At 55.1% G+C, this 19746-nt stretch carries 19 protein-coding genes; 10 read left to right on the top strand and 9 right to left on the bottom strand.

Annotated features, from left to right (window positions below):
* Window positions 1-108: 108 nt before the first annotated feature.
* Window positions 109-843 carry a DNA-binding protein gene (locus PMI31_RS07225; RefSeq protein ID WP_008017173.1) on the bottom strand — a complete coding sequence of 245 codons (735 nt, stop codon included), beginning with the start codon at window positions 841-843 and terminating at the stop codon, window positions 109-111.
* Window positions 844-1650: 807 nt separating this feature from the next.
* Between PMI31_RS07225 and PMI31_RS29760 the strand changes: the two genes are divergently transcribed.
* Window positions 1651-2067 carry a hypothetical protein gene (locus tag PMI31_RS29760; RefSeq protein ID WP_008017172.1) on the top strand — a complete coding sequence of 139 codons (417 nt, stop codon included), beginning with the start codon at window positions 1651-1653 and terminating at the stop codon, window positions 2065-2067.
* Between the two features lie 125 nt (window positions 2068-2192).
* Here the strand turns inward: PMI31_RS29760 and PMI31_RS07215 are convergent, their stop codons facing one another.
* The gene (locus PMI31_RS07215; RefSeq protein WP_008017171.1) at window positions 2193-2402 is read right to left on the bottom strand and encodes a hypothetical protein; all 210 of its coding nucleotides are present in this window, start codon (window positions 2400-2402) and stop codon (window positions 2193-2195) included.
* A gap of 105 nt (window positions 2403-2507) precedes the next feature.
* Here PMI31_RS07215 and PMI31_RS07210 point away from each other — a divergent pair, with 105 nt between their 5' ends.
* Window positions 2508-3290 (top strand): SIR2 family NAD-dependent protein deacylase, encoded by a 783-nt coding sequence (locus tag PMI31_RS07210; protein WP_008017170.1) that lies wholly within the window; start codon window positions 2508-2510, stop codon window positions 3288-3290.
* 165 nt (window positions 3291-3455) lie between these two features.
* The gene (locus PMI31_RS29755) at window positions 3456-3689 is read left to right on the top strand and encodes a BPSL0761 family protein (protein WP_008017168.1); all 234 of its coding nucleotides are present in this window, start codon (window positions 3456-3458) and stop codon (window positions 3687-3689) included.
* Window positions 3690-3944: 255 nt separating this feature from the next.
* Here PMI31_RS29755 and PMI31_RS07205 read toward each other — a convergent pair whose 3' ends face one another.
* The 5 genes from PMI31_RS07205 to PMI31_RS07185 form a co-directional block, all read right to left on the bottom strand.
* Window positions 3945-4766 carry a DeoR/GlpR family DNA-binding transcription regulator gene (locus PMI31_RS07205; protein ID WP_008017167.1) on the bottom strand — a complete coding sequence of 274 codons (822 nt, stop codon included), beginning with the start codon at window positions 4764-4766 and terminating at the stop codon, window positions 3945-3947.
* 114 nt (window positions 4767-4880) lie between these two features.
* Window positions 4881-6215 carry a CitMHS family transporter gene (locus PMI31_RS07200; protein WP_008017166.1) on the bottom strand — a complete coding sequence of 445 codons (1335 nt, stop codon included), beginning with the start codon at window positions 6213-6215 and terminating at the stop codon, window positions 4881-4883.
* A gap of 119 nt (window positions 6216-6334) precedes the next feature.
* Window positions 6335-7078 carry an acetoacetyl-CoA reductase gene (phbB, locus tag PMI31_RS07195; RefSeq protein WP_008017165.1) on the bottom strand — a complete coding sequence of 248 codons (744 nt, stop codon included), beginning with the start codon at window positions 7076-7078 and terminating at the stop codon, window positions 6335-6337.
* Between the two features lie 132 nt (window positions 7079-7210).
* Window positions 7211-7999, bottom strand: coding sequence for a hydroxypyruvate isomerase family protein (locus tag PMI31_RS07190; RefSeq protein WP_008017163.1), 789 nt, complete (start codon window positions 7997-7999; stop codon window positions 7211-7213).
* Window positions 8000-8027: 28 nt separating this feature from the next.
* Window positions 8028-8687: an aspartate/glutamate racemase family protein gene (locus PMI31_RS07185; RefSeq protein WP_008017162.1), complete on the bottom strand. Its 660-nt coding sequence runs from the start codon at window positions 8685-8687 to the stop codon at window positions 8028-8030.
* 228 nt (window positions 8688-8915) lie between these two features.
* Here PMI31_RS07185 and PMI31_RS07180 point away from each other — a divergent pair, with 228 nt between their 5' ends.
* Window positions 8916-9854: a GntR family transcriptional regulator gene (locus tag PMI31_RS07180; protein ID WP_043302255.1), complete on the top strand. Its 939-nt coding sequence runs from the start codon at window positions 8916-8918 to the stop codon at window positions 9852-9854.
* Here PMI31_RS07180 and rraA read toward each other — a convergent pair.
* The gene (gene rraA / locus PMI31_RS07175; RefSeq protein ID WP_008017159.1) at window positions 9847-10329 is read right to left on the bottom strand and encodes a ribonuclease E activity regulator RraA; all 483 of its coding nucleotides are present in this window, start codon (window positions 10327-10329) and stop codon (window positions 9847-9849) included. The two genes, PMI31_RS07180 and rraA, sit on opposite strands and share 8 nt — an antisense overlap.
* Before the next feature lie 194 nt (window positions 10330-10523).
* On the opposite strand from rraA, the gene PMI31_RS07170 reads away from it, so the two are divergent.
* From PMI31_RS07170 to PMI31_RS07150, 5 genes are all read left to right on the top strand, one after another.
* Window positions 10524-11660, top strand: coding sequence for an isocitrate/isopropylmalate dehydrogenase family protein (locus PMI31_RS07170; RefSeq protein WP_238539270.1), 1137 nt, complete (start codon window positions 10524-10526; stop codon window positions 11658-11660).
* A 116-nt stretch (window positions 11661-11776) separates the two neighbouring features.
* Entirely contained in the window at window positions 11777-13045 is a 1269-nt protein-coding gene (gene otnK, locus PMI31_RS07165) for a 3-oxo-tetronate kinase (RefSeq protein WP_008017157.1), read from the top strand.
* Window positions 13035-13916, top strand: a complete 882-nt coding sequence (locus PMI31_RS07160) for a LysR family transcriptional regulator (RefSeq protein ID WP_008017156.1) — start codon at window positions 13035-13037, stop codon at window positions 13914-13916. The genes otnK and PMI31_RS07160 overlap by 11 nt, the downstream gene beginning before the upstream one ends.
* 41 nt (window positions 13917-13957) lie before the next feature.
* A complete protein-coding gene (locus tag PMI31_RS07155; RefSeq protein ID WP_008017155.1) occupies window positions 13958-15022 on the top strand; it encodes a lactonase family protein in 1065 nt (354 codons plus the stop codon).
* A complete protein-coding gene (locus tag PMI31_RS07150; protein WP_008017154.1) occupies window positions 15019-16059 on the top strand; it encodes an AbrB family transcriptional regulator in 1041 nt (346 codons plus the stop codon). Before PMI31_RS07155 ends, PMI31_RS07150 begins: the two co-directional genes overlap by 4 nt.
* Window positions 16060-16096: 37 nt before the next feature.
* Here PMI31_RS07150 and PMI31_RS07145 read toward each other — a convergent pair whose 3' ends face one another.
* Window positions 16097-16837, bottom strand: coding sequence for an ABC transporter substrate-binding protein (locus PMI31_RS07145; protein ID WP_008017152.1), 741 nt, complete (start codon window positions 16835-16837; stop codon window positions 16097-16099).
* Between the two features lie 215 nt (window positions 16838-17052).
* On the opposite strand from PMI31_RS07145, the gene acnA reads away from it, so the two are divergent.
* Window positions 17053-19737, top strand: coding sequence for an aconitate hydratase AcnA (gene acnA, locus PMI31_RS07140; protein ID WP_008017151.1), 2685 nt, complete (start codon window positions 17053-17055; stop codon window positions 19735-19737).
* Window positions 19738-19746: the final 9 nt, after the last annotated feature.

Here is a 19746-nt window from a genome sequence, read left to right as displayed (position 1 = left end):
CAGCAATGGCCGGAACACACTCGAATGAAAATTACCAAACTTTACTGGTGGCTTAGCCAGCTTGCCAAGTTGCTTGAACTGCTGTTAGAGGCAGGCCGCGGTTATTGCTCATTCATTAAATTTTTGCCGAGTGCTGAGTTGCTGCAGGAGTCGAGCATTCTCGCGATGCAGCTCAATCAGCTCTTTTTGCGTAATCGAGAGTTTCTCGAAATTGTGGTGTAGTTCTTCAGACAGCTGGGTCACTTGTTGTGCGTGTTGCCGTAACAGGGTGTCGTGTTCCTCCTGGCGGACTTGACGAAACTGTTTAAAAATTTCATCGGCATGCTGCCGTTCATTGTTAAGTATCGCGATCTGCGTGCGTTGTTCCTGCAGTTGTCTGGTTAATTCTTCAATACGTTGGTGTGCGAGAACTAAATCGGAAGTCTGTTGGGTAACTTTGGCCGTAGCTTCTTGTCGTTGTTGTTGCTCGTTGAGCAGGCGTGCCTCCAAGTTCTCCATGTGGTGTTGCTGTTCCTCCAAATGTTTCTGCGTTCTTTGCAACTGTGATTCCAACTGGGTTTTATCCAGGGAAAGTTGCGCTTGAACCCTAGTCAATTGCTCCTCGCTTTCGGCTTGCAGATGTTCGCTCAAGCCTAAAACCAGCTGCGCCAGCGGCTCGCTGAGACGCTCAAGCGTGGGTTTGGGTTTTTCTTCGAGTTCCTTGAGGTAGTGGGAAATCGTGGTTTTGGATCCAGTGTTGCCCAGCGCGATGCGCACGGCGTCGATGGTCGGGCGCTTGCCTTGGGCCAGTAGCGCCGTTTTGGCTTGTTGCACCAATTGTTTGTTGATGCCTTCGCGCGCCATAACGTCCTCCTACTTTTTCGACCTGTATTACATTGCATGTAATTACACTGTACAAATGCCGTGATCGAACGCTTGTTTGTGAAGCTAATTAACACGGGATAATCTAAAGTTACCCAAGGTGATGACCGTTTATCGGGAAAATAGTTGAAAATTTGGTATCATTTGACGGGTAACCAGCGATTATTCTTGGCGTAGACCCTCGCGCTCATTCGTCTCCGTGACGGCTTTACTTATAACCTGGTGTTAACTTTCAAGCGGTTTTGATGCCGATCGGACATTTAAAACTCCAGCATCGGCCAATGCTTTGTTACATACAATAATACGACACCTTGCAAAAGTATGCCGCTGTCATTCTGCCGCGCAGTCAATCGCTGGTCGATGGAGACTGAAGCCGCATGCCCTCACGGCGGTTGCGTGCCGTCTGGAGTGGCGTTTTCTCATCGTTTAATGCCGGCTTCGAGCTGAAGGGAAAACCGAATGCGTCATGCGCGGAGGTGGTCAAGCTCCGAGCTGGGCCAGTCCCAAAGGCGGCCTCGGCGGTTGAAATGGCTGAGGAGGAGCCTGGCCGGAGCGTCCACGCTGGCGATGAGGTTCGACACGGTCATCCTGGTGCTTGTTGCCGTATGTACGGCCGCGGCCCTCCCGCGAGCGTACACAGGATTCCGGTGGTTTCATTGGTCTCCTGCTTGCAGTATGTTGGACTTCGCTGCTGCATTGATCGAATGACGGCCACCTGATAACGATTGGCCGGACGTGGGTGTACGGTCTTGCTCATCACGGCGTTCCATTCGCGACGGGTGTCCGAAGATGTCTGATCAGCCTCTGAGATTCGGTAGTTACCAATGGTTTGAAGAAGTCGCAGAGGAGCTTCCGCTCAACGCGAGTGAGATCGAGGTACGCCTGGCCATCGCCGAGTTTGTAATTCGGCGGGTGGCCGGAACGCCGGCCGGGGAAGAAATTTTCAATGGGTTGTTACCGCTTTTTGAGAATCGATATCCCCAGCACAAACTGCTTTCGCATTATTTGCTCAGCCCTGGCTACTTGGCCCCAGACGCCGAGGACCTTGAGCCAGAGGCGGAAGAAACGACTTTGGGATTTGGCGCACTCGATGAGCGGCTGATCAATAACCTGCGCCATCGCGATGAAAGCCAGGAGCCACCCGGCCCGCTGGCGGGAGTAGGCACGGATCTCCCGCCTGGCGACACTCGTCGTCGAAAACCGTAAGTCAGCAGTCCTGACAGTGACAAAAGCGGATCGACAGACGATAACGGCTCGTCTGCGGCTGTGATGAAGGGGGTAAATCACTCCCCCGTTGTGGCGTTTCGTGGGGTACAGCTCGCTTTCGATCTTCACTCGGGCGTCATCATTACCGCGAGGATCATCTTGATGAATTCTTCATTTCGGTCGATCGCCACCAGGGCGCCGCGTACGTTATCCGCGACTTCAACCACACCACGCTGCTCTACCCAGTTTGAAAGTTCTAGGATGGCCGCTTCCAGGGCCAGTTGGTTTTCATTGAGCTTGGGCAACAGGGAAGGCAGCAGGTCTGAGGTGGGCATGGTGTTTCCTCCGTGAAGGGAAAAGCGTAGCAGGGCGTGGCGGCTTCGATGGCATTAGCTGGCAGTTGCTGCTTGTGGAAAGCAACTGAGGCTGGGAGGGGTAGCATGTCGGTCATAGAGCAAGCTGTAGACGCACTGCAGAAGGCCAGCAAGGTGGTCTTTTTCACCGGCGCTGGCATCTCCGCCGATAGCGGCATTCCCACGTACCGCGAAAAGCTGTCTGGAATCTGGGCAGGATACGATCCAAGGGATTTAGAGACGGCCAAGGCCTTTCGGGAGAACCCCGCATTGGTGTGGGGATGGTATCTGTGGCGGCGGCTCCGCGTTGCTCAAGCAGAGCCCAATGCCGCACATCGTGCAATACCGCGCCTAGCTAACTCCCAGTGCCAGGTGTCTGTTGTCACCCAGAATATTGACGACCTCCATGAGCGAGCCGGCTCGTTGAATGTGGTGCATCTGCATGGCAGTTTGGCAATGCCCAAGTGCTTCGCCTGTCATCGGCCTGCGGTTGTGTCACCCGATCAATCAGCAGTGCCGGAGGAAGGTGCTCTGATCGACCCTCCTAGGTGTCAGCGTTGTAACGGCAAAATGCGTCCTGCGGTGGTCTGGTACGGAGAGGATTTACCACCCCAGGCCTGGAAAACTGCGGTGCAGCTGGTGAAGGAGTGCGATCTGCTGGTCTCAGTCGGCACCTCCGGGATCGTCATGCCTGCCGCAGGCCTTCCCGATCTTGCGTTGGCGTCTGGCGCGTCGGTCATTCATGTGAACAAGGTCGACGTTGCAATGGGTGAACCGAAGGAGTTCATGCTGATGGGGGCTGCCGCCGAAGTACTGTCGATGCTGCTCGAAAGGATAGAGACGGGTAAGACCAGGAAGCTTGAGCTTTGAAGCTGCGTTTCGAACACGCGTTTCTGATCTGCCCATTAGACCGCTACAGGCGGACGCTTACGACGCAGGTTTATAGGGAATTATAGAGCGATTATAGAGCGACTATAGGTGACCGAATCTGGTCGCCTTGTATTGGACTGACAACCTCAACGCGTGGAGGCTTAAATGACGATGCCATTTGAACGGAGCAGGTCCGTCGCACAAACTCATGCTTTCCTGACGGAACTTGCTCGCGACACAGAAGTGCCCGAACGCGTTAGACAAAACGCTTATTTCCTTTTACGCCACTTTCCTACTAAGCACGATGTGCTGCAGGCTGGGCGTATTGAAGAGCAAGCGAAAAAAGTGGGGATAGGTACATTCGGCCCCGTTTTTTGCTCCTCAACTGAAGACTGGTAGGTGCCCATCACGACCGGTTCAATCCACAGCCAAAAGCAGTCGTTCATATACTCTCACCTGTTTCAGGTTATCCAGCGTCAGGCTAGCGTTATTGCACATAGACTCAACGGCAAACCGTGCCTAACTAGGTATGCCGCTATCAAGCCATGGCCTCCCTGCTAATTTCGAGGCGCATTGAGAGGGCATCCCCGGATTTATATTTCCGGGAATCAAATACGTCCCCTTTCTCATTTCCGAATGCGGAAGTTCGTCGTTTCAGGCCAAGGTATCGTTCGACGGAAGTAACAGTTCTACACCCTGTTTTCGGATGCCATCGGCCGCGGCAGGGGGCAAGTTATCATCACTGAGGATGATGTCGAAGTGCTCGACCTCTGCGATCCTGTACATACTGAAGGTGCCGTATTTCAAACTGCTGGCCACCAGCACCACTTGCGCGGCCGATTGCATCGCGGCTCGTTTGACGTCTACCGTCAGCGCCGAAGGCGTGGTGAGACCGCGACGCAAATCCCATGAGCTGGTCGATATGAACGCGATATCGGTGACGACCTGACGCAATGTGGCAACCGCCAGGCTGCCTACGCACGATTGATTGGGGTGATCCAGCTGCCCGCCGGTATGAATCACCGTGACATGGGGGGCTTCGATCAGGGCCTGGACAATCCCGAAATCGTTGGTCACCACGGTCATGCCGGACAGCGCCTTGATGTAGGGAACAATTTCCAGGGTGCTGGTTCCCGCATCCAGGTAAATCGCCATATCAGCATGCAGTAGCCGGGCGGCGAGTTTGGCCATGGCCTGTTTCTGCGGCAACTCCACCACCGCCTTGAGCTGATGGCTGGGCTCACTGTGCAGCTGACTGGCGATTCGCACCCCACCCGTTACCGAGTAGGCACGACCTTCCTGCTCGAGCAACGCGATGTCGCGGCGGATGGTCATGTGCGAACAGTCGAACATTTCCATCAATTGATGAACGCTCAGCACCTGATGTTTGCGCAACTGGCGCAGCATCAACTCACGGCGCTGTTCAGGGATCATCGGTGCGCCGCTTTCGGCGGCCATGTCCTTTTCACTAGGCATTCGGGCTCCAAAGTGATCCTTGATTGAGCGAACACAAAAAATCCCGAAAACATTTCTGTTTCCAGGATTTTTCATTGTTTCGATGCGGTGATGCTATTTGCTCTCGGTTTTCCCTTAGACACCAGCTGCCAGAGGGAACAATCCCAGCAGCAGGCAGGCGAGCAAGATCAGGAAGCTCAGCGCGAATGCCCATTTCATTGTGTATTTCTGGTGGTCGCTGAACTCCACACCTGCCAAGCCACAGAGCAGGTAGGTCGAGGCCACAAGAGGACTCAGAAGGTGAACAGGTTGACCTACCAGAGAGGCACGCCCAATTTCAGCGTGGGTAATGCCATAGACTTCGGCAGCCTTGGCAAGCACTGGAAGCACGCCATAGTAGAAGGCGTCATTGGACATGAAGAAGGTGCCCGGAATACTCGCCAACGCGGTGATCGGCGCCATGTACGGGCCCCAAGTCGCTGGCAACATTGCCAGGAAGCTCGCTGACATCGCATTGACCATGCCCGTACCGGACAGAATACCTGCCAGGATGCCGGCTGCCAGGAAGATCGCGATCTGGTTCAAAGCCGTTGGAGCGTGCGCGGAAATGCGGCGACGCTGATCGTTCACGTGCGGGTAGTTGATCACCAAGGCGATGGAGAACGCGACCATGAACAAAATGGAAAGTGGCAGTATTTCCACCACCAGGCCGGCCATCAAGGCGATCGTCAAACCTGCGTTTAACCAGAACAGTTTTGGACGACGCAGTTCGGCATTTTCGTCTGACATGGATGGCAGACCTTCGTCAGCCTCATCATCAAAAACGGTAGCGGCGGCACCCACGGATAAACGCAGCGTGCCCAAGCGTTGACGCTCGCGAATACCGATGAAGTAAGCCAGTGCAAGAACACCTAGGAAGCCGACCACCATAACTGGGATAAGCGGGATAAACAGTTCGGCAGTGTCGACTTGCAAGGACGCTGCTGCACGTGCCAAGGGTCCGCCCCACGGCAATAGATTGGTGACACTTGCCGCAAGAATAACGACGCAGGTAAGCGACAGTGGTTCGAGTCGCAGACGCTTGAACAGCGGCAGCATTGCGGTGACGGTAATCATGTACGTAGTGGAACCGTCGCCGTCCAGCGATACCATCCCTGCCAGAAGTGTTGCAAACACGACGGCCTTCATCGGGTCGCCGTTGATCAGCTTGATGAATTTGCGAATGATCGGATCGAACAGACCAGTATCGAACATCACGCCGAAGTAAAGGATCGCGAACATCACCATGACCGCGGTTGGAGCTACCTTTTTCAGACCCTCGATCATCATGCCGCCCATGTCCGGGCCAAAACCCGCCAGCAGAGCGAATACGATAGGGACTATTGTCATCGCTACCAACGGTGACAACCGCTTGGTCATGATCAGTGCCATGAAGGTCACGATCATGCCGTAGCCGAGTATTGAGAGCATTTGTATCACCTTGACGTAAAGTACAATTGTTTTTATGGGATCTGCGCAAAAAGCGCATCAAGGTTCCCGCTGCATTTTTGGTCTGATCCAGCGGGTTGCCGCTGAGTCTCACACGAGTATCAACTCATGTGAAGACCACCATTTAGCGAGAAGTCAGCACCGTTCGCATACCCAGCCTCATCGGAGGCAAGCCAGGCACATACGGCGGCGATTTCCTCAGGCGTTCCAAGGCGCCGAGTCGGAATGTCCTGGATGATGCGGTCCATGACGTCGGCGGTAGTAACGGACTTGAGTTTGGGGGTGGCAATGTAACCAGGGGATACGGTATTCACCGTGACGCCACGGGATCCCACTTCTCGTGCCAGCGCACGGGTGAAACCCCGGATTGCAGACTTGGCGGTGGAGTAGTTGACCTGACCCACTTGGCCCAACTGGGCGTTGACGGAAGAGATGTTGATCACCCGTCCCCAGCCTCTTTCAGTCATGCCATCGATAACCTGTTTGGTTACGTTGAACAGAGAGTTGAGGTTGGTGTCGATGACGGTTGTCCAGTCGTTGGGCTGCATTTCCTGAAAGACAACGTTGCGAGCGGTGCCGGCGTTGTTGATCAGGACATCGACTGGCCCGACATTTTTCTTGATCTGCTCAAAGGCTTGGCGGCAAGAGTCCCAATCAGCAACGCTTCCTTCAGAGGCGATGAAGTTAAAGCCAAGCTCCTTTTGCTGAGCTAGCCAAGTGTCTTTCAATGGGGAATCGGGACCGCATCCTGCGACAACGGTAAATCCGTCTCGGGCGAGTCGCTGGCAAACTGCTGTGCCCAGGTTTCCCATGCCAGCAGTAACAAAGGCGATCTTCTTGGTCATGCGTAAACTCCTTTTGTGTTTTTTGTGGGGAGTATTGCGTGCAACCTTCAAGGGCTACTGGCCCTAATAAACTCCACTCGAAATTGTTTTGCAAGGTAACGCAGTACAATTTCTTCAAAAAGAAACGATTTCTTACCAACGGTCATGTTCATGCGGGTTGGGTTTCATGATCCTCCATAGGTCTTCGAGCCCGTCGAACGTGGAGGCGCGAGGGCGATACTCGCATCCCACCCAGCCTTGATAGGCATGGTCTTCAAGCATGGAGAGCAGTTTTGGAAAATCGACATTGCCAGTACCAGGTTCATTCCGGCCCGGGAAGTCGGCCACTTGGACATGACAAACGCGCGGCCACCATTGATTTAGCTTTCGCAGACAATCCTCGCCCAGAAGCTCCGTATGGTAGGTGTCCAAGATCAGGCCGAGGTTGGGAAGGGCCTCCAGCATTTCCTCTGCAAAGTCGAAGCGGCTCATCAGGTAGCCCGGAACCTCAGTTGAGCTGATCACTTCAATCAAGGGTTCAATACCTTCGCCAGACAAGAACTCGGCCGCGTACTTCAGGTTACGTCGATAAATACCGCTGTCGGCAATCACCCCAAGCTCAGCAAGCGACACACCAGACATCAGGTGCACCATTTTACAGTCGAGCACCTTTGCGTATTGAACGGCTTGGTTCACTTCTGCCAGGAAATCCTGCTTTGAGCGACAAATGCCAGTGGTGCCTTTTGTTGCGCCTGATGGCGCGGCAAATTGCACCATCTGCAGCTGATGCTCATTGAGAAGCTCCGCAATGTGCGTCGCTTCGTATTCATAGGGCGAGGGGAACTCGACCGCTCGAAATCCTGATTTCGCGGCCGCAGCAAACCGCTCTAGAAATGGCAATTCCGTAAATTGGAATCCAATGTGTGCGTTTAATCTGGTCATGCCTTACTCCGAGGTTTTTCGACCTGCATCAAGCGTTCAAAAGGTTACGAAGTTTCAACACTGCGCTATCTGGCGTGGTCAGCACTGAAAGGCCGCTCGCTTGGCTTGCCAATTGCGCTGCGCTGGTCATGGAAAACTGCGCGAAACACAGCAGTTCGCTGCTCGTAGGCGCGCGAGCCGAATCAACAATCAAAGCGTCATGACGATCTGTATTTCCCCTGCGCAGTTCGTCAAACGCTTCAGGGCAGACCCGTGTATCGAGTTCAATCTCTACGCCGAGTTGCCGCGCATAGCTTTCAAACTCCTCAGTCATCGATGTAATGGCTGGTTTGAAGGTCGCAAGGATAGTGATCCTTTGGGTGCGTTGAATGGCCTCCTCGATCATGGCTTCGTTCGGTTTGAGCACTGGGATGCTCAGCGACCGCTTGCACAGATCAATGGCGTCACCAAAAGCTGAGCACGTAAACAAGATCGCATCAGCCCCTGACTCCGCCGCATAGGTAGCCAGTTTCAAAAAGCGTTCATTCAATGCTGGAGTGAGTTCACCGGCTTCCGCCAGGTCGCTGGAAAGCGAGTCTTCCAACAGATTTGCGAGCTTGGCCTCGGGCCAGAGCCGAGTGAAAGCTTCAGTGATGGGGGCGATTGCCACCGGCGTTGCATGAATCAAATAGATACGTGGTGCGGTCATGACGTATTCCTGGTTTGTAGTAGATCAAGTTGATGGACGGTGTAGCCTTGGCATTTCGGTGGCGTGTTGATGCGCATCAGGTGTGTTATTTTTCTTTCAAGTCCCGGATTTTGGTGTCAAGGCTCCACCCCAGACCTTTGCATCGAATCCATCCTCCTCTGATAACCGGTTTCCATGAATTCAGCAGAATTGACTCCTCCACAACCATTGGCGGGCGAACAATCCAAAATGAAGCCCAAGATAAAAAAAGACCTTGCGGAGCAGTTGGCTCCCAAGATCATCGATATGGCGAGAGCCAGGTCGATGCGTGCCGGTGATCCGCTGCGCGAGGAGTCTTTTGCCAAAGAGTTGGGGGTCTCCCGTTCGCCGATTCGACGTGGTTTCGCTTTGTTGGCTGAGTTGGGCCTCGCGACCAAGGAACCGAATCGGGGCTATTTCCTGACGGCTGACGCGCGAGGAATCGACAGTCGTAAGCTCCCCTTGGAAGTCGACCCTTTTGAAGATTTCTATCTGCGTGTTGTCGACGACGTTCTTCGCGGCGACATCCCAACGACTTTTTTTGAAGCCGAGTTGATGCGCAAATATGAGGTGCCCAGAGGGCAACTCATGAAGGTCCTGAACCGGTTGGCCAATGAGGCGATGATTGAGCGCAAGCCTGGGCAGGGGTGGGAGATCAACAGTTTTCTGCATGACTCCAAGGCCCATATTCAGAGCTACCGTTTCCGTATGGCTATTGAACCGGCTGCCGTGCTCGAACCTGGCTACGAGGTGGATAAGGCCGCGTTTGCCAAAGCTCGTGAGACCCAGCAAAAAATGCTGGATGGAGACATTTTTAACCTGTCGCGATCTCAGCTGTTTCAGATAGGTGCACAGCTTCACGAACTGGTGGTCCGTTGTTCGGGCAACGCTTTTTTTCTCGAAGCTATCCGCCGGCAAAACCAGTTGCGTCGATTCATGGCCTACAAGGCCAACGTGGACCGGCCTCGCTTGATCAACCAATGTAAAGAGCACATCCATCTTCTAGATCTCATCGAAAGTGGGCAGCGAGAAGCTGCTGCGGAGTTCCTGCGTAATCATCTCGATGTCGTCGGGCGGCAGAAAACCGACAAAGAGGCCAAGGATGAGCTGGAATACCAGCGCAGCCTTGAGATCTCGGTGGTCAGCTAAGCCGCGGCTCGTTCAGCAGCACCACCCCATCGTCATCACCGTATAGCTGGTCGCCATCTGAGATGGTGTGCCCGGCGAATTCCACCGCTATACCAATCTTCCCCTCGTTGCGTTTGACGGTCTTTCGCGGTGATGTGCCAAGTGCCTTAATGGCAATCGGCATGTCGCGCAGAGCCGCCTTGTCGCGGATATAACCGTAGATCAGTACGCCGGCCCAGCCGTTCCTCACCAAGTCCTCAGCGATCACATCGCCAAACAGTGCGTACCGATCACTACCCCCACCATCCACGACCAACACTCTGCCTTGACCCGGCAAACTGCTTATTTCTTTGATCCTTGAATTGTCCTCAAAGCATTTGAGGGTGAAAGCACGGCCCTCGAAATCATTTTTCCCGCCAAAGTCCCTGAACACTGGGGCCAGAACCCGAACGGTGTCCGGGTACTGGTCGCACAAATCAGATGTTTTAACTGTCATGGAGTGAGTCTCCTGGCTCGATTGATGGATGACCGTTGAGCGAAAAGATTGCACAAACTGAATATTCATGCAATAAAATGCAATCTGTCGAAGGCGATAACGACACTGCTCCAGGAAATGTCAGGACGAACGGGAGCAAATGGTTAAGGATTTCGCCTCGCCAATATTGTACTTTGTATTTACGATGTACATAAATGGAGCGGTTTTCAGACAGACCTGCTTCAAAAAATTCAGCTCAAACAATAAGCAAGGGGTGTGCGATGCGTATTTTGGTTCTTCCTGGTGATGGTATCGGTCCGGAAATCGTTGAATCTTCGATGTCGGTCCTGCAAGCAGCCAACAAAAAATTCGATCTGGACCTGAGCTTCGATTACGAGGATGTAGGTTTCACGAGCCTGGATAAATACGGCACCACCTTGCGTGATGAAGTGCTGGAAAAGGCCAAGGGCTACGACGGCATCATTCTCGGCACCCAATCGCACGCCGACTATCCAGTGCCTGAAAAGGGCGGTCGTAACGTTTCCGCCGGTTTCCGTATTGGCCTGGATCTCTATGCCAACGTACGTCCTGCCCGTACTCGTCCGTTCCTGACTTCGAACATGAAGGAAGGCAAGACGATGGATCTGGTCATCATGCGCGAAGCGACTGAAGGCTTTTATCCGGACCGCAACATGAGCCGCGGCTGGGGCGAAGTGATGCCGACCCCTGATATGGCTTTATCCACGCGTAAAATCACTCGTCATTGCAGTGAGCGTATTGCCCGCCGTGCGTTCGAGTTGGCTATGAAGCGTGGCAAGAAGGTCACTGCCATTCACAAAGCCAACAGCTTCCATATGACCGATGGCCTGTTCCTGGAGTGCGTCCGTGATGTGGCGAAGGACTTCCCAGAAGTGGCTCTGGACGATCTGCTGGTCGATGCGTCGACTGCTCACCTGGTGCGCAGCCCTGAGCGTTTCGACGTGCTGGTCGCTACGAACTTCTACGGCGACATCATCAGCGACCTCGCCAGTGAACTGTCGGGTAGCCTGGGTCTCGCCGGCTCCATGATGGCCAGCGATATTCACTGCTGCGCCCAAGCACAGCATGGCTCCGCGCCGGATATCGCAGGTCAGGACAAGGCCAACCCGGTCTCCATGATTCTCTCCGTCGGCATGTTGCTGCAATGGATGGGCGAGCACCACAACAATGAAGCATTCATCAAAGCCGGTCTGGAAATGGACAAGGCCGTGGATGTTGTTCTGAAAGATCCTAAGCAACGCACCCCGGATCTGGGCGGTTCTAGCGGTACCAAAGCTTTTGGTGAGGCCGTCGCCAAGGTCATCCTGGGCTGATCGACACGGGCGGCATGAATGTCATGCCGCCCGTTGTTTGGAGTATTGCTGGATCAATAACAAGAGAATGCCTTTCATCCTTGGGGTAACCAAGGGAGGGGCGCGAGGAGAGAACAGTGAGTCAATTACTACTCGGTTGCATCGCTGACGACTTCACCGGCGGTACTGATTTGGCCAGTACTTTGGTACGTGGCGGGATGCGAACGCTGCAAGTGATCGGTGTGCCTGAAGGGCCCTTGCCAGAAGATATTGATGCTGTCGTTATTGCCCTGAAAAGCCGCACTGTCAGTCCCGAAGAGGCCGTTACTCAATCGCTTGAAGCGTTGGAGTGGTTGCGCGCTGCGGGTTGTCAACAGTTTTTTTTCAAGTATTGCTCGACGTTCGATTCGACTTCTCGCGGGAACATCGGGCCTGTCGCCGACGCACTCGCTGATGCTTTGAATGTCTCGTTCGCTGTGGCTTGCCCTGCATTCCCGGAGAACAAACGCACGATTTTTAACGGTCATTTGTTTGTCGGTGATGTGTTGTTGAGCGAATCCGGAATGCGCAATCATCCGTTGACGCCAATGACTGATTCCAATCTGGTTCGAGTGCTACAACAGCAGACGCTCAAGCCAGTCGGGCTCGTTGCGCATTCGGTCGTAAGCAAGGGTGCGCAAGCCATTTCAACTGCCTTCAGTAACCTTGAGGCTCAGGGCCGCGGTTACGTCATTGTCGATGCGATAGATGATGAGGATCTACACGCAATCGGTCAGGCTGTTGCGGACCATAAACTCGTTACCGGCGGATCTGGAGTTGCGCTGGGTCTCCCTGAAAACTTCCGCCGTGCAGGTTTGCTGGGCAAGTCCGAGACCGCTTCGGTACTACCCGCCATTGAAGGCTTGTGCGCGGTGGTTTCCGGAAGTTGTTCAGTGGCGACCAATAGCCAGGTAGAGCACTGGCAAAAGAGTCGTCCGAGTTTCTCCCTTGACCCGCTGCTCCTGGCGAATGGTCATGATCAGGTAGCCGAAGCACTCGCCTGGGCGAAAGACTTGATTCAGCAAGGGCCGATTCTGATTTACGGCAGTGCGCAGCCAGAGACGGTAAAGCTTGCACAGCAGAAGCTCGGTGTTGAAGCCGCAGGGCAGATCGTTGAAGACGCGCTATCCGCCGTAGCTGTTGGCCTATATGAAATGGGCGTTCGTAAACTCGTGGTGGCCGGTGGCGAAACGTCGGGTGCAGTGGTCAAGGCACTTAAGGTCAAGGCGCTGAGAATCGGCGCGACAATTGATCCCGGTGTGCCTTGGACGCTTGGCTTGCGGGACGACCCAGTTGCCTTGGCACTTAAGTCCGGCAATTTCGGAACAGTAGACTTCTTCGAGAAGGCATTGGCCAATGCGCCATGATCTGCTCAGCCTGGAAATCTTTATGGCAGTGGCGGAGCAGCGGAACCTGACAAAGGCTTCGCAACTCTGCCACTTGGCGACGTCCGCGGTCAGTAAACGGATCAGCGAGCTTGAGGAGAAAGTCGGCTCACCTCTGTTTGTTCGCTACCCCCGCGGAATGGAGCTGACTCCGGCAGGGCAGTCGCTTCGTCACTACGCGTTGCAGGTGAATGAAACCCTCCAGAAGATGGATCAGGAGCTGAGTGAATATGGCGCTGGGATCAAAGGCCATGTTCGTTTGCACGCCATTACATCCGCGTTAGCGCAACAGCTGAGCCTGGACATCGGGACGTTCCTGGAAACGTACCCCGATATCAAGTTCGACATCGAGGAGCGCGTCGGTGCCGCAATCGTACGAGCCGTCTCGGATGGGCGTGCGGATGTCGGCATCATCGCGGAACAGACGCCGTCCCTTGGGTTGGAAACACTGGCCTATCGCGTGGACGAGTTGGTGATTGCTGTCCCAGATCACCATCCCTTGGCGGGGCAGGCGCAAGCCAGTTTTGAGCAGGCGTTGCTCTACGAATTCATTGGTCCTCATGTGGAAAGCTCGGTGCACCTGCTACTGACTGAACAAGCCCAATTATTAGGAAAGCCAGTCAGGCAGCGGGTTCGTGTTTCCAGTTTTGAATGCATGTGCCGGATGGTCTCGACCAATCTGGGTATCTGCATTTTGCCTCGCGATGTGTTGCGCCCTTATCTGCGTCCCTTTCAACTACAAGCTGTGACTCTGGCTGAGTCCTGGGCCAAGCGTCAGTTGCAGATCGTTGCTCGACGATTTGAGGCTCTACCACCTACTGCCCGTGCGTTCGTCGCACACTTGACCGCGTAACAGGCGCTGTTCAATCACCTGTTCACTCTTGAGATGAGTACATGTTTATTTACGTCGGCTGTCGTACCACTCGTGAAAGAAATGCTCGCGGTAATGGGATCAACGTCTACAGCGTCGACTCGCAAACGGGGCAGCTGTCTCACGTGCAACTCGTCGATGGCTTGGTGAATCCGTCTTTCCTGGCCATCAGCAAACAACAGAATTTCCTGTATTGCGTCCATGGCGATACAGATCAAGCCAGTGCATTTAGCATCAGCGCCGACGGCACGCTGACCTATCTCAATAGCCAGAACACCCATGGTCACAATCCTGCTCATCTGGCGATTTCACCGGACGGTGGTTTCCTAGTGGTGAGCAATCATTACAGCGGTTCAGTGGTTGTGCTGCCAATACTCGCTTCGGGTGAGCTGGGCGAACTCTGTGATCAAGTGTTGACCGAGGGGCCAATCGGCCCCCATCGAGTGGAGCAGAAAGGCTCGAAGCCTCATTTCAATCCATTCGATCCCAGTGGAAAGCTAGTGGTCGTGCCGGACAAAGGGCTCGACCGGATCTTCACTTATCGTTTCGATTCGCAACTGGGCAAGCTGCTGCCGGCAGCTTGCCCGTTTGTGGCCACTCGCAAAGGGGCAGGGCCACGGCATGTTGCGTTTCATCCGGGATTGCCAGTGGTCTACTCGGTCAATGAACTGGATTCCACCGTTGGCACCTACCGCTTTAACAGCGAAAGCGGAGAGCTTCTGCCGCAGCAGGTGATCTCTGCGTTGCCTGATTCTTTTACCGGCGACAGCACCGCCGCCGAGATCGAAGTCGATGGAGCTGGGCGATTCTTGTATGCCTCCAATAGAGGCAATGACAGCATCGCGATCTTCAGCATCGACCCGCAAACGGGTTGGCTGACGTTCGTGTCGGCGACGCCAACGAAAGGCCGCACGCCGCGATTTTTTGCGCTCTCACCCGACGGACAGTTCATGTACGTCGCCAATGAGGACAGCGATACGATTGTGGTTTTCAGTGTTGACCCAGCAACCGGAGGCTTGACCCCGACGGGTAACCTGATCAAGACGGGGAGCCCTGTGTGCATGGTCTTCGGTGGTCCGAGGACATGAAGGCGTTTTTCACCTCAATGGGATTGTGGTGGGCGACACCGCTCGTTGGCATTGCCGGGGCTCTGATCGCCAGTTACTTGAATTGGCCTTTGCCATGGATTATTGGATCGATGTTGGCGGTGATCCTGGTGCGTTGCCTGGGCTGGCGCGTGGGAGAGATTCCCAATGGCCGTCTGACCGGACAATGGATGATCGCGACGTCCATCGGTTTGCACTTCACGCCTGTGGTGCTGGAACAAATCCTGGGGCATTTCGCGATGATGCTGTTCGCGGCGTTTCTCACCCTGTTCCTTGCACTGCTCGGCGTAGAGTTTATGCGGCGTCGTGGAATGGATCTGACGACTGCATTCTTCGCTTTCATGCCCGCCAATTTTGCAGAAATGATTCAATCGGGAATCAGGCATAAGGCCGACGTCAGTCAGATCGCTGCGGCGCACAGCGTACGCTTGGTCGTGATTGTTCTCTGCGTCCCGCCTGCGATGTTTTTCACCGCGAAAATTTCGCCGGCAGTGGTCCATGCTCGCTTGCCGAGTGATTGGTATTGGTTGCTACCGCTGCTGATCGGCGGAGCGCTAACAGCAATGATCTGGAAGCGGTACAAGTTACCGAATCCCTGGATGTTCGGACCGATGGCTTTGTGTGCTCTGTTCACGGCCAGTTTTAATCTTCAAACGGCCCTGCCCGTGGAACTCAGTCATTACGGGCAGCTCATGATCGGTTGCGCACTCGGTGGTTACTTTGATCGCCAGTTCTTCAGAGCCTCGCCGACTTTCCTGCTCAAGGTTTCGTTGTTCAACTTGATCATGATTTTCTGCACCCTGGTTCTGGCACTTGGAATCGGATACTTACTGGGCTTTCCGGTATTGACCCTAGCATTGGGCATGATGCCAGGCAGTAGTACAGAGATGTATCTGACGGCCGAAGCCCTAAACCTAGGTGTCGGTATTGTCACGGCGATGCAAATCATGCGCTTGGTGGTGGTGATGCTATGTGCCGAACCAGTACACAAAGTCTGGCTGAAACGCCTTCGCCGCTGAGCGGGCAAGTGCGTTTCAACCCACCGTGGGCGATGTATTAATTGCCCTGCTTGGGGGCGACAGTGACGTCGCTCTGACCGCTGTCGACGAGAGCTTTGAGGACGAAACCGCTGGCTTTCTGTACTTCCAGGAACGCCCTGACGTAAGCCGCGCCAGCGACGCATTCCACGGGAACACCCATCGCCTGGCGAATCGAGGTGAAGTAACCGTCCAGCACGCGCAGTTCGTTGTTGGCCTCGGCAACTTTGAGCAGTGGCTGACGCACGCCCGCAGCTGCATCCAAGTCTTCGTCGAGAAATAGGTCTACCGCGGCGGCCGATGTCGGCGCACGGACGAGGGTCGCGTGCTGCTGAGTTCGGCTCAGGTACAAGTCGTAAGCAGCGCCCTGACCGACGGCGATCCGCACACCTGGTTGATCCAGATCTTCCATTGTGAAGAACCTGGAACTGTTCTTGACCAGATAAGTGCCTTCGATGATCACGTACGGTTCGCTAAAAGCGACTTGGGCTTCACGCACGGGTTCGATGGCCAGGAAAGCAATATTCCATTGCTTGTTCGCCAATGCCTCGAACACCTTGCCGGCAGCGTCAAAGGTGATGAATTCAACAGGGACGCCCAGATGCTTACCCAATTCCACGGCGAGGCTGACGGACACCCCTTGAGGCTGTCCTGTTTCGGTATTGCGCTGTGCAAGAACAGGGTTACCGAAGTTGATGGCGGCTCTGAGTACGCCTGTTGGGGCAAGATCGTTGAGGACTTCTGCGGTAGGGGCGGGCATACAGGTTCTCCAAGGGAAAATGTCGTCGGCCCTGAGGGTAGGGAAGTGTGCAGGCCCTGACAATTTCAGGCTCGCCAAGGCTGCGTTCTCCGTGGACGAACGATGGCTTGCTCAACGCTCAATTTTACTCGGGCCTGCCTTTGGTTACGCTGGGTCCAACTGAACGACCGCATAGAGTCGTTTGCTCATGCACTCAACCGGTGAATGATAAGCCCATGATTTCAACCATCGATGCACGCCATCAAAGTCACTTGCAAGTGGGCGACACCCGTTACGCCTACGTCGATCTGTACAAGATACTGACCCCGGACGAACTACTCGGTTTGCCCTATTCGATCCGTATCCTGCTGGAGAATGTGGCTCGTTGCTCACCTACGGCTCTGGACAATTTCATCGCGTGTATACGCGAGGGTGCCCCCGCTTGCGAAGTGCCTTTTTATCCCAATAGGCTGATGTTTCACGATACAACGTGTCTGCCGGCGTTGGCTGACTTTGCCGGCATGCGTGACATGGTTGCTGAAATGGGTGGCGCACCGGAAACCATGAACCCGATGATTCCTGCGGTGCTGGTCATCGATCACTCGGTGATTGTCGAGCGCTACGCAGAGGCGGATGCCGTCGAGAAGAACCTCGACATCGATTACCGCCGGAACTCCGAACGTTATGAGTTCATCAAGTGGGCACAAAAGAGCCTGACCAATTTCAAGGTGGTGCCGCCGGGCACCGGGATCATCCACCAGGTCAACATGGAATCACTGGCCACCGTCGTTTGGGAGAGCCAGACGGCCGACGGCCAGCCGCTGCTGCATCCTGACGATATCGTTGCGACTGACAGCCACACGCCCATGATCAACGCCATCGGCGTGCTGGGCTGGGGCGTGGGTGGGCTGGAGGGGCAGGCTGCCATGCTGGGCGAGCCGGTGCCGATCAGCTTTCCTGAGGTCGTCGGCATTTGGTTGAGTAACGAACTGCGGCCCGGTGTGACAGCTACCGATCTGGCATTGCGCATCACTCAGATGCTGCGTGAGAAAGGCGTGGTGGGTAAGTTCGTTGAGTTCTGTGGACCCGGTCTGTCGAAGCTCAGTTGGGCGGCACGGGGGACGCTGTCGAACATGGCCCCTGAGTATGGCGCCACGGTGGTGTTCTTCCCGTTCGACGACAGCACGATGGAATACATGCATCTGACCGGGCGTAGCGACGACACCATTGCGCGCATTGAAACGTACCTTGAAGCGCAAGGGCTGTGGCGCCACGACTCATTGCCCGAGCCGCATTTTGATGATCTGATCGAGCTGGACCTTGCGGCAATCGAGCCAAGTGTTGCAGGGCCCCATCAGCCGCACCAGTGGCGCAAACTGGCGGACGCCGCACCATCCTTTCGCCAGGATATTCTGGGTGAACGGGACGGCGTCATTGCTCGCTCCTCGGATAGTGAAGCCGAATACTTCGAGCCTACTTTTGGTCAGGCGTTGAGCCATGGCGCAATCTCATTAGCGGCGATCACCAGTTGCACCAACACCGCGAATCCAAGCCAGATGATCCAAGCCGGATTGCTGGCACGTAACGCCCAGCGTCGCGGTTTGCGCAGCAAGCCTTGGGTCAAGACTTCGCTCTCCCCAGGTTCGCGTGTGGTGGCGGACTACCTGGAACAAGCCGACCTGCTGAGCGACTTCTCGGCTTTGGGGTTTGACCTAGCTGGGTTCGGCTGCATGACCTGTATCGGTAACTCCGGCAGCCTCGAAGAACATATGGAGCGCTTCTCGGATCAGGGCCTCAAAACCGTGGTCGTGCTGTCCGGAAATCGCAACTTCGAAGGGCGCGTCAATCCTCGGGTGCAGGTCGGCTACCTGGCCTCGCCTGCACTGGTCGTCGCCTACGCGTTGGCGGGCACCATCAGCATGGACATCCAGACTGAACCGTTGGGGCAAGACGCGGCAGGCAACGACGTGTATCTGCATGAGCTGATGCCAAGCGAAGAGCAGATTCAGGCACTGGTCAGCCAGACCGTTCGCCCGGACCTTTTCCGCAAGCGCAACGCGATGCTGTGGGACGGCACTCACCACTGGCAGGCACTGTCGGCCAGTGGCAGTGTGCAGTTTCCTTGGGCTGCGAATTCCACCTACCTACGTCGGCCAATCTATCTGCAAAACGTCAAACTCCAGGCCCCCACTGAATTGTCGATTCACGGCGCGCGTGCATTGATGGAGCTGGGCGATAACGTCACTACTGACCACATCTCACCGGCTAGCGCGATTCCACTCGAAAGCCAGGCTGGACAATGGTTAACCGCGCGCGGCGAAAATCCGAAAGATCTCAATCAATACTCGACCCGCCGCAGCAATCACGAAGTGATGATGCGTGGCGCGTTCGTCAATCGGGCGGTCAAGAATCAGCTGCTTGATCAACAGCCGGGAGAGGGCGGCTTTGCCACGGCTTACGACGGCTCGATTCAGCGCGTATACGACGCGGCACTGAGCTATGTCGCCAAGGACGTCCCGCTGGTGATTTTCGCCGGTTTCAACTACGGGGCGGGCTCCAGTCGTGACTGGGCCGCCAAGGCGCAAGCCACCCTCGGTGTAAAGGCGGTTATCGCGCAAAGTTTTGAGCGCATCCACCGAAGCAACCTGATCGGCATGGGCATCCTGCCCATTACATTTGCTGCTGGGGGTGACGCCCAAAGCCTGCAACTGACGGGCAATGAATCGCTGGACTTCAGCGGACTGGAGACATTGCAGGTGGGGGCAAACGCGGTAAGCCTGACGATCCTTCGTGCTGACGGAAGCCAGACGTTGGTGTCGTTGATTCTGCAATTGGATTCGCAACAGGAAATTCTGTACTTGAAGGAGGGTGGGATCCTGCCCTATGTCGTGCGCAAGGTCGTCGCGCAAGCGCAGGCTTAACCTAACCGA

It is taken from the genome of Pseudomonas sp. GM55 (assembly GCF_000282395.1).
GTDB classification, from domain to species: domain Bacteria; phylum Pseudomonadota; class Gammaproteobacteria; order Pseudomonadales; family Pseudomonadaceae; genus Aquipseudomonas; species Aquipseudomonas fluorescens_CC.
The sequence above is the reverse complement of the archived record's forward strand: the minus strand, read 5'-3'. Positions and strand labels throughout refer to the sequence as shown.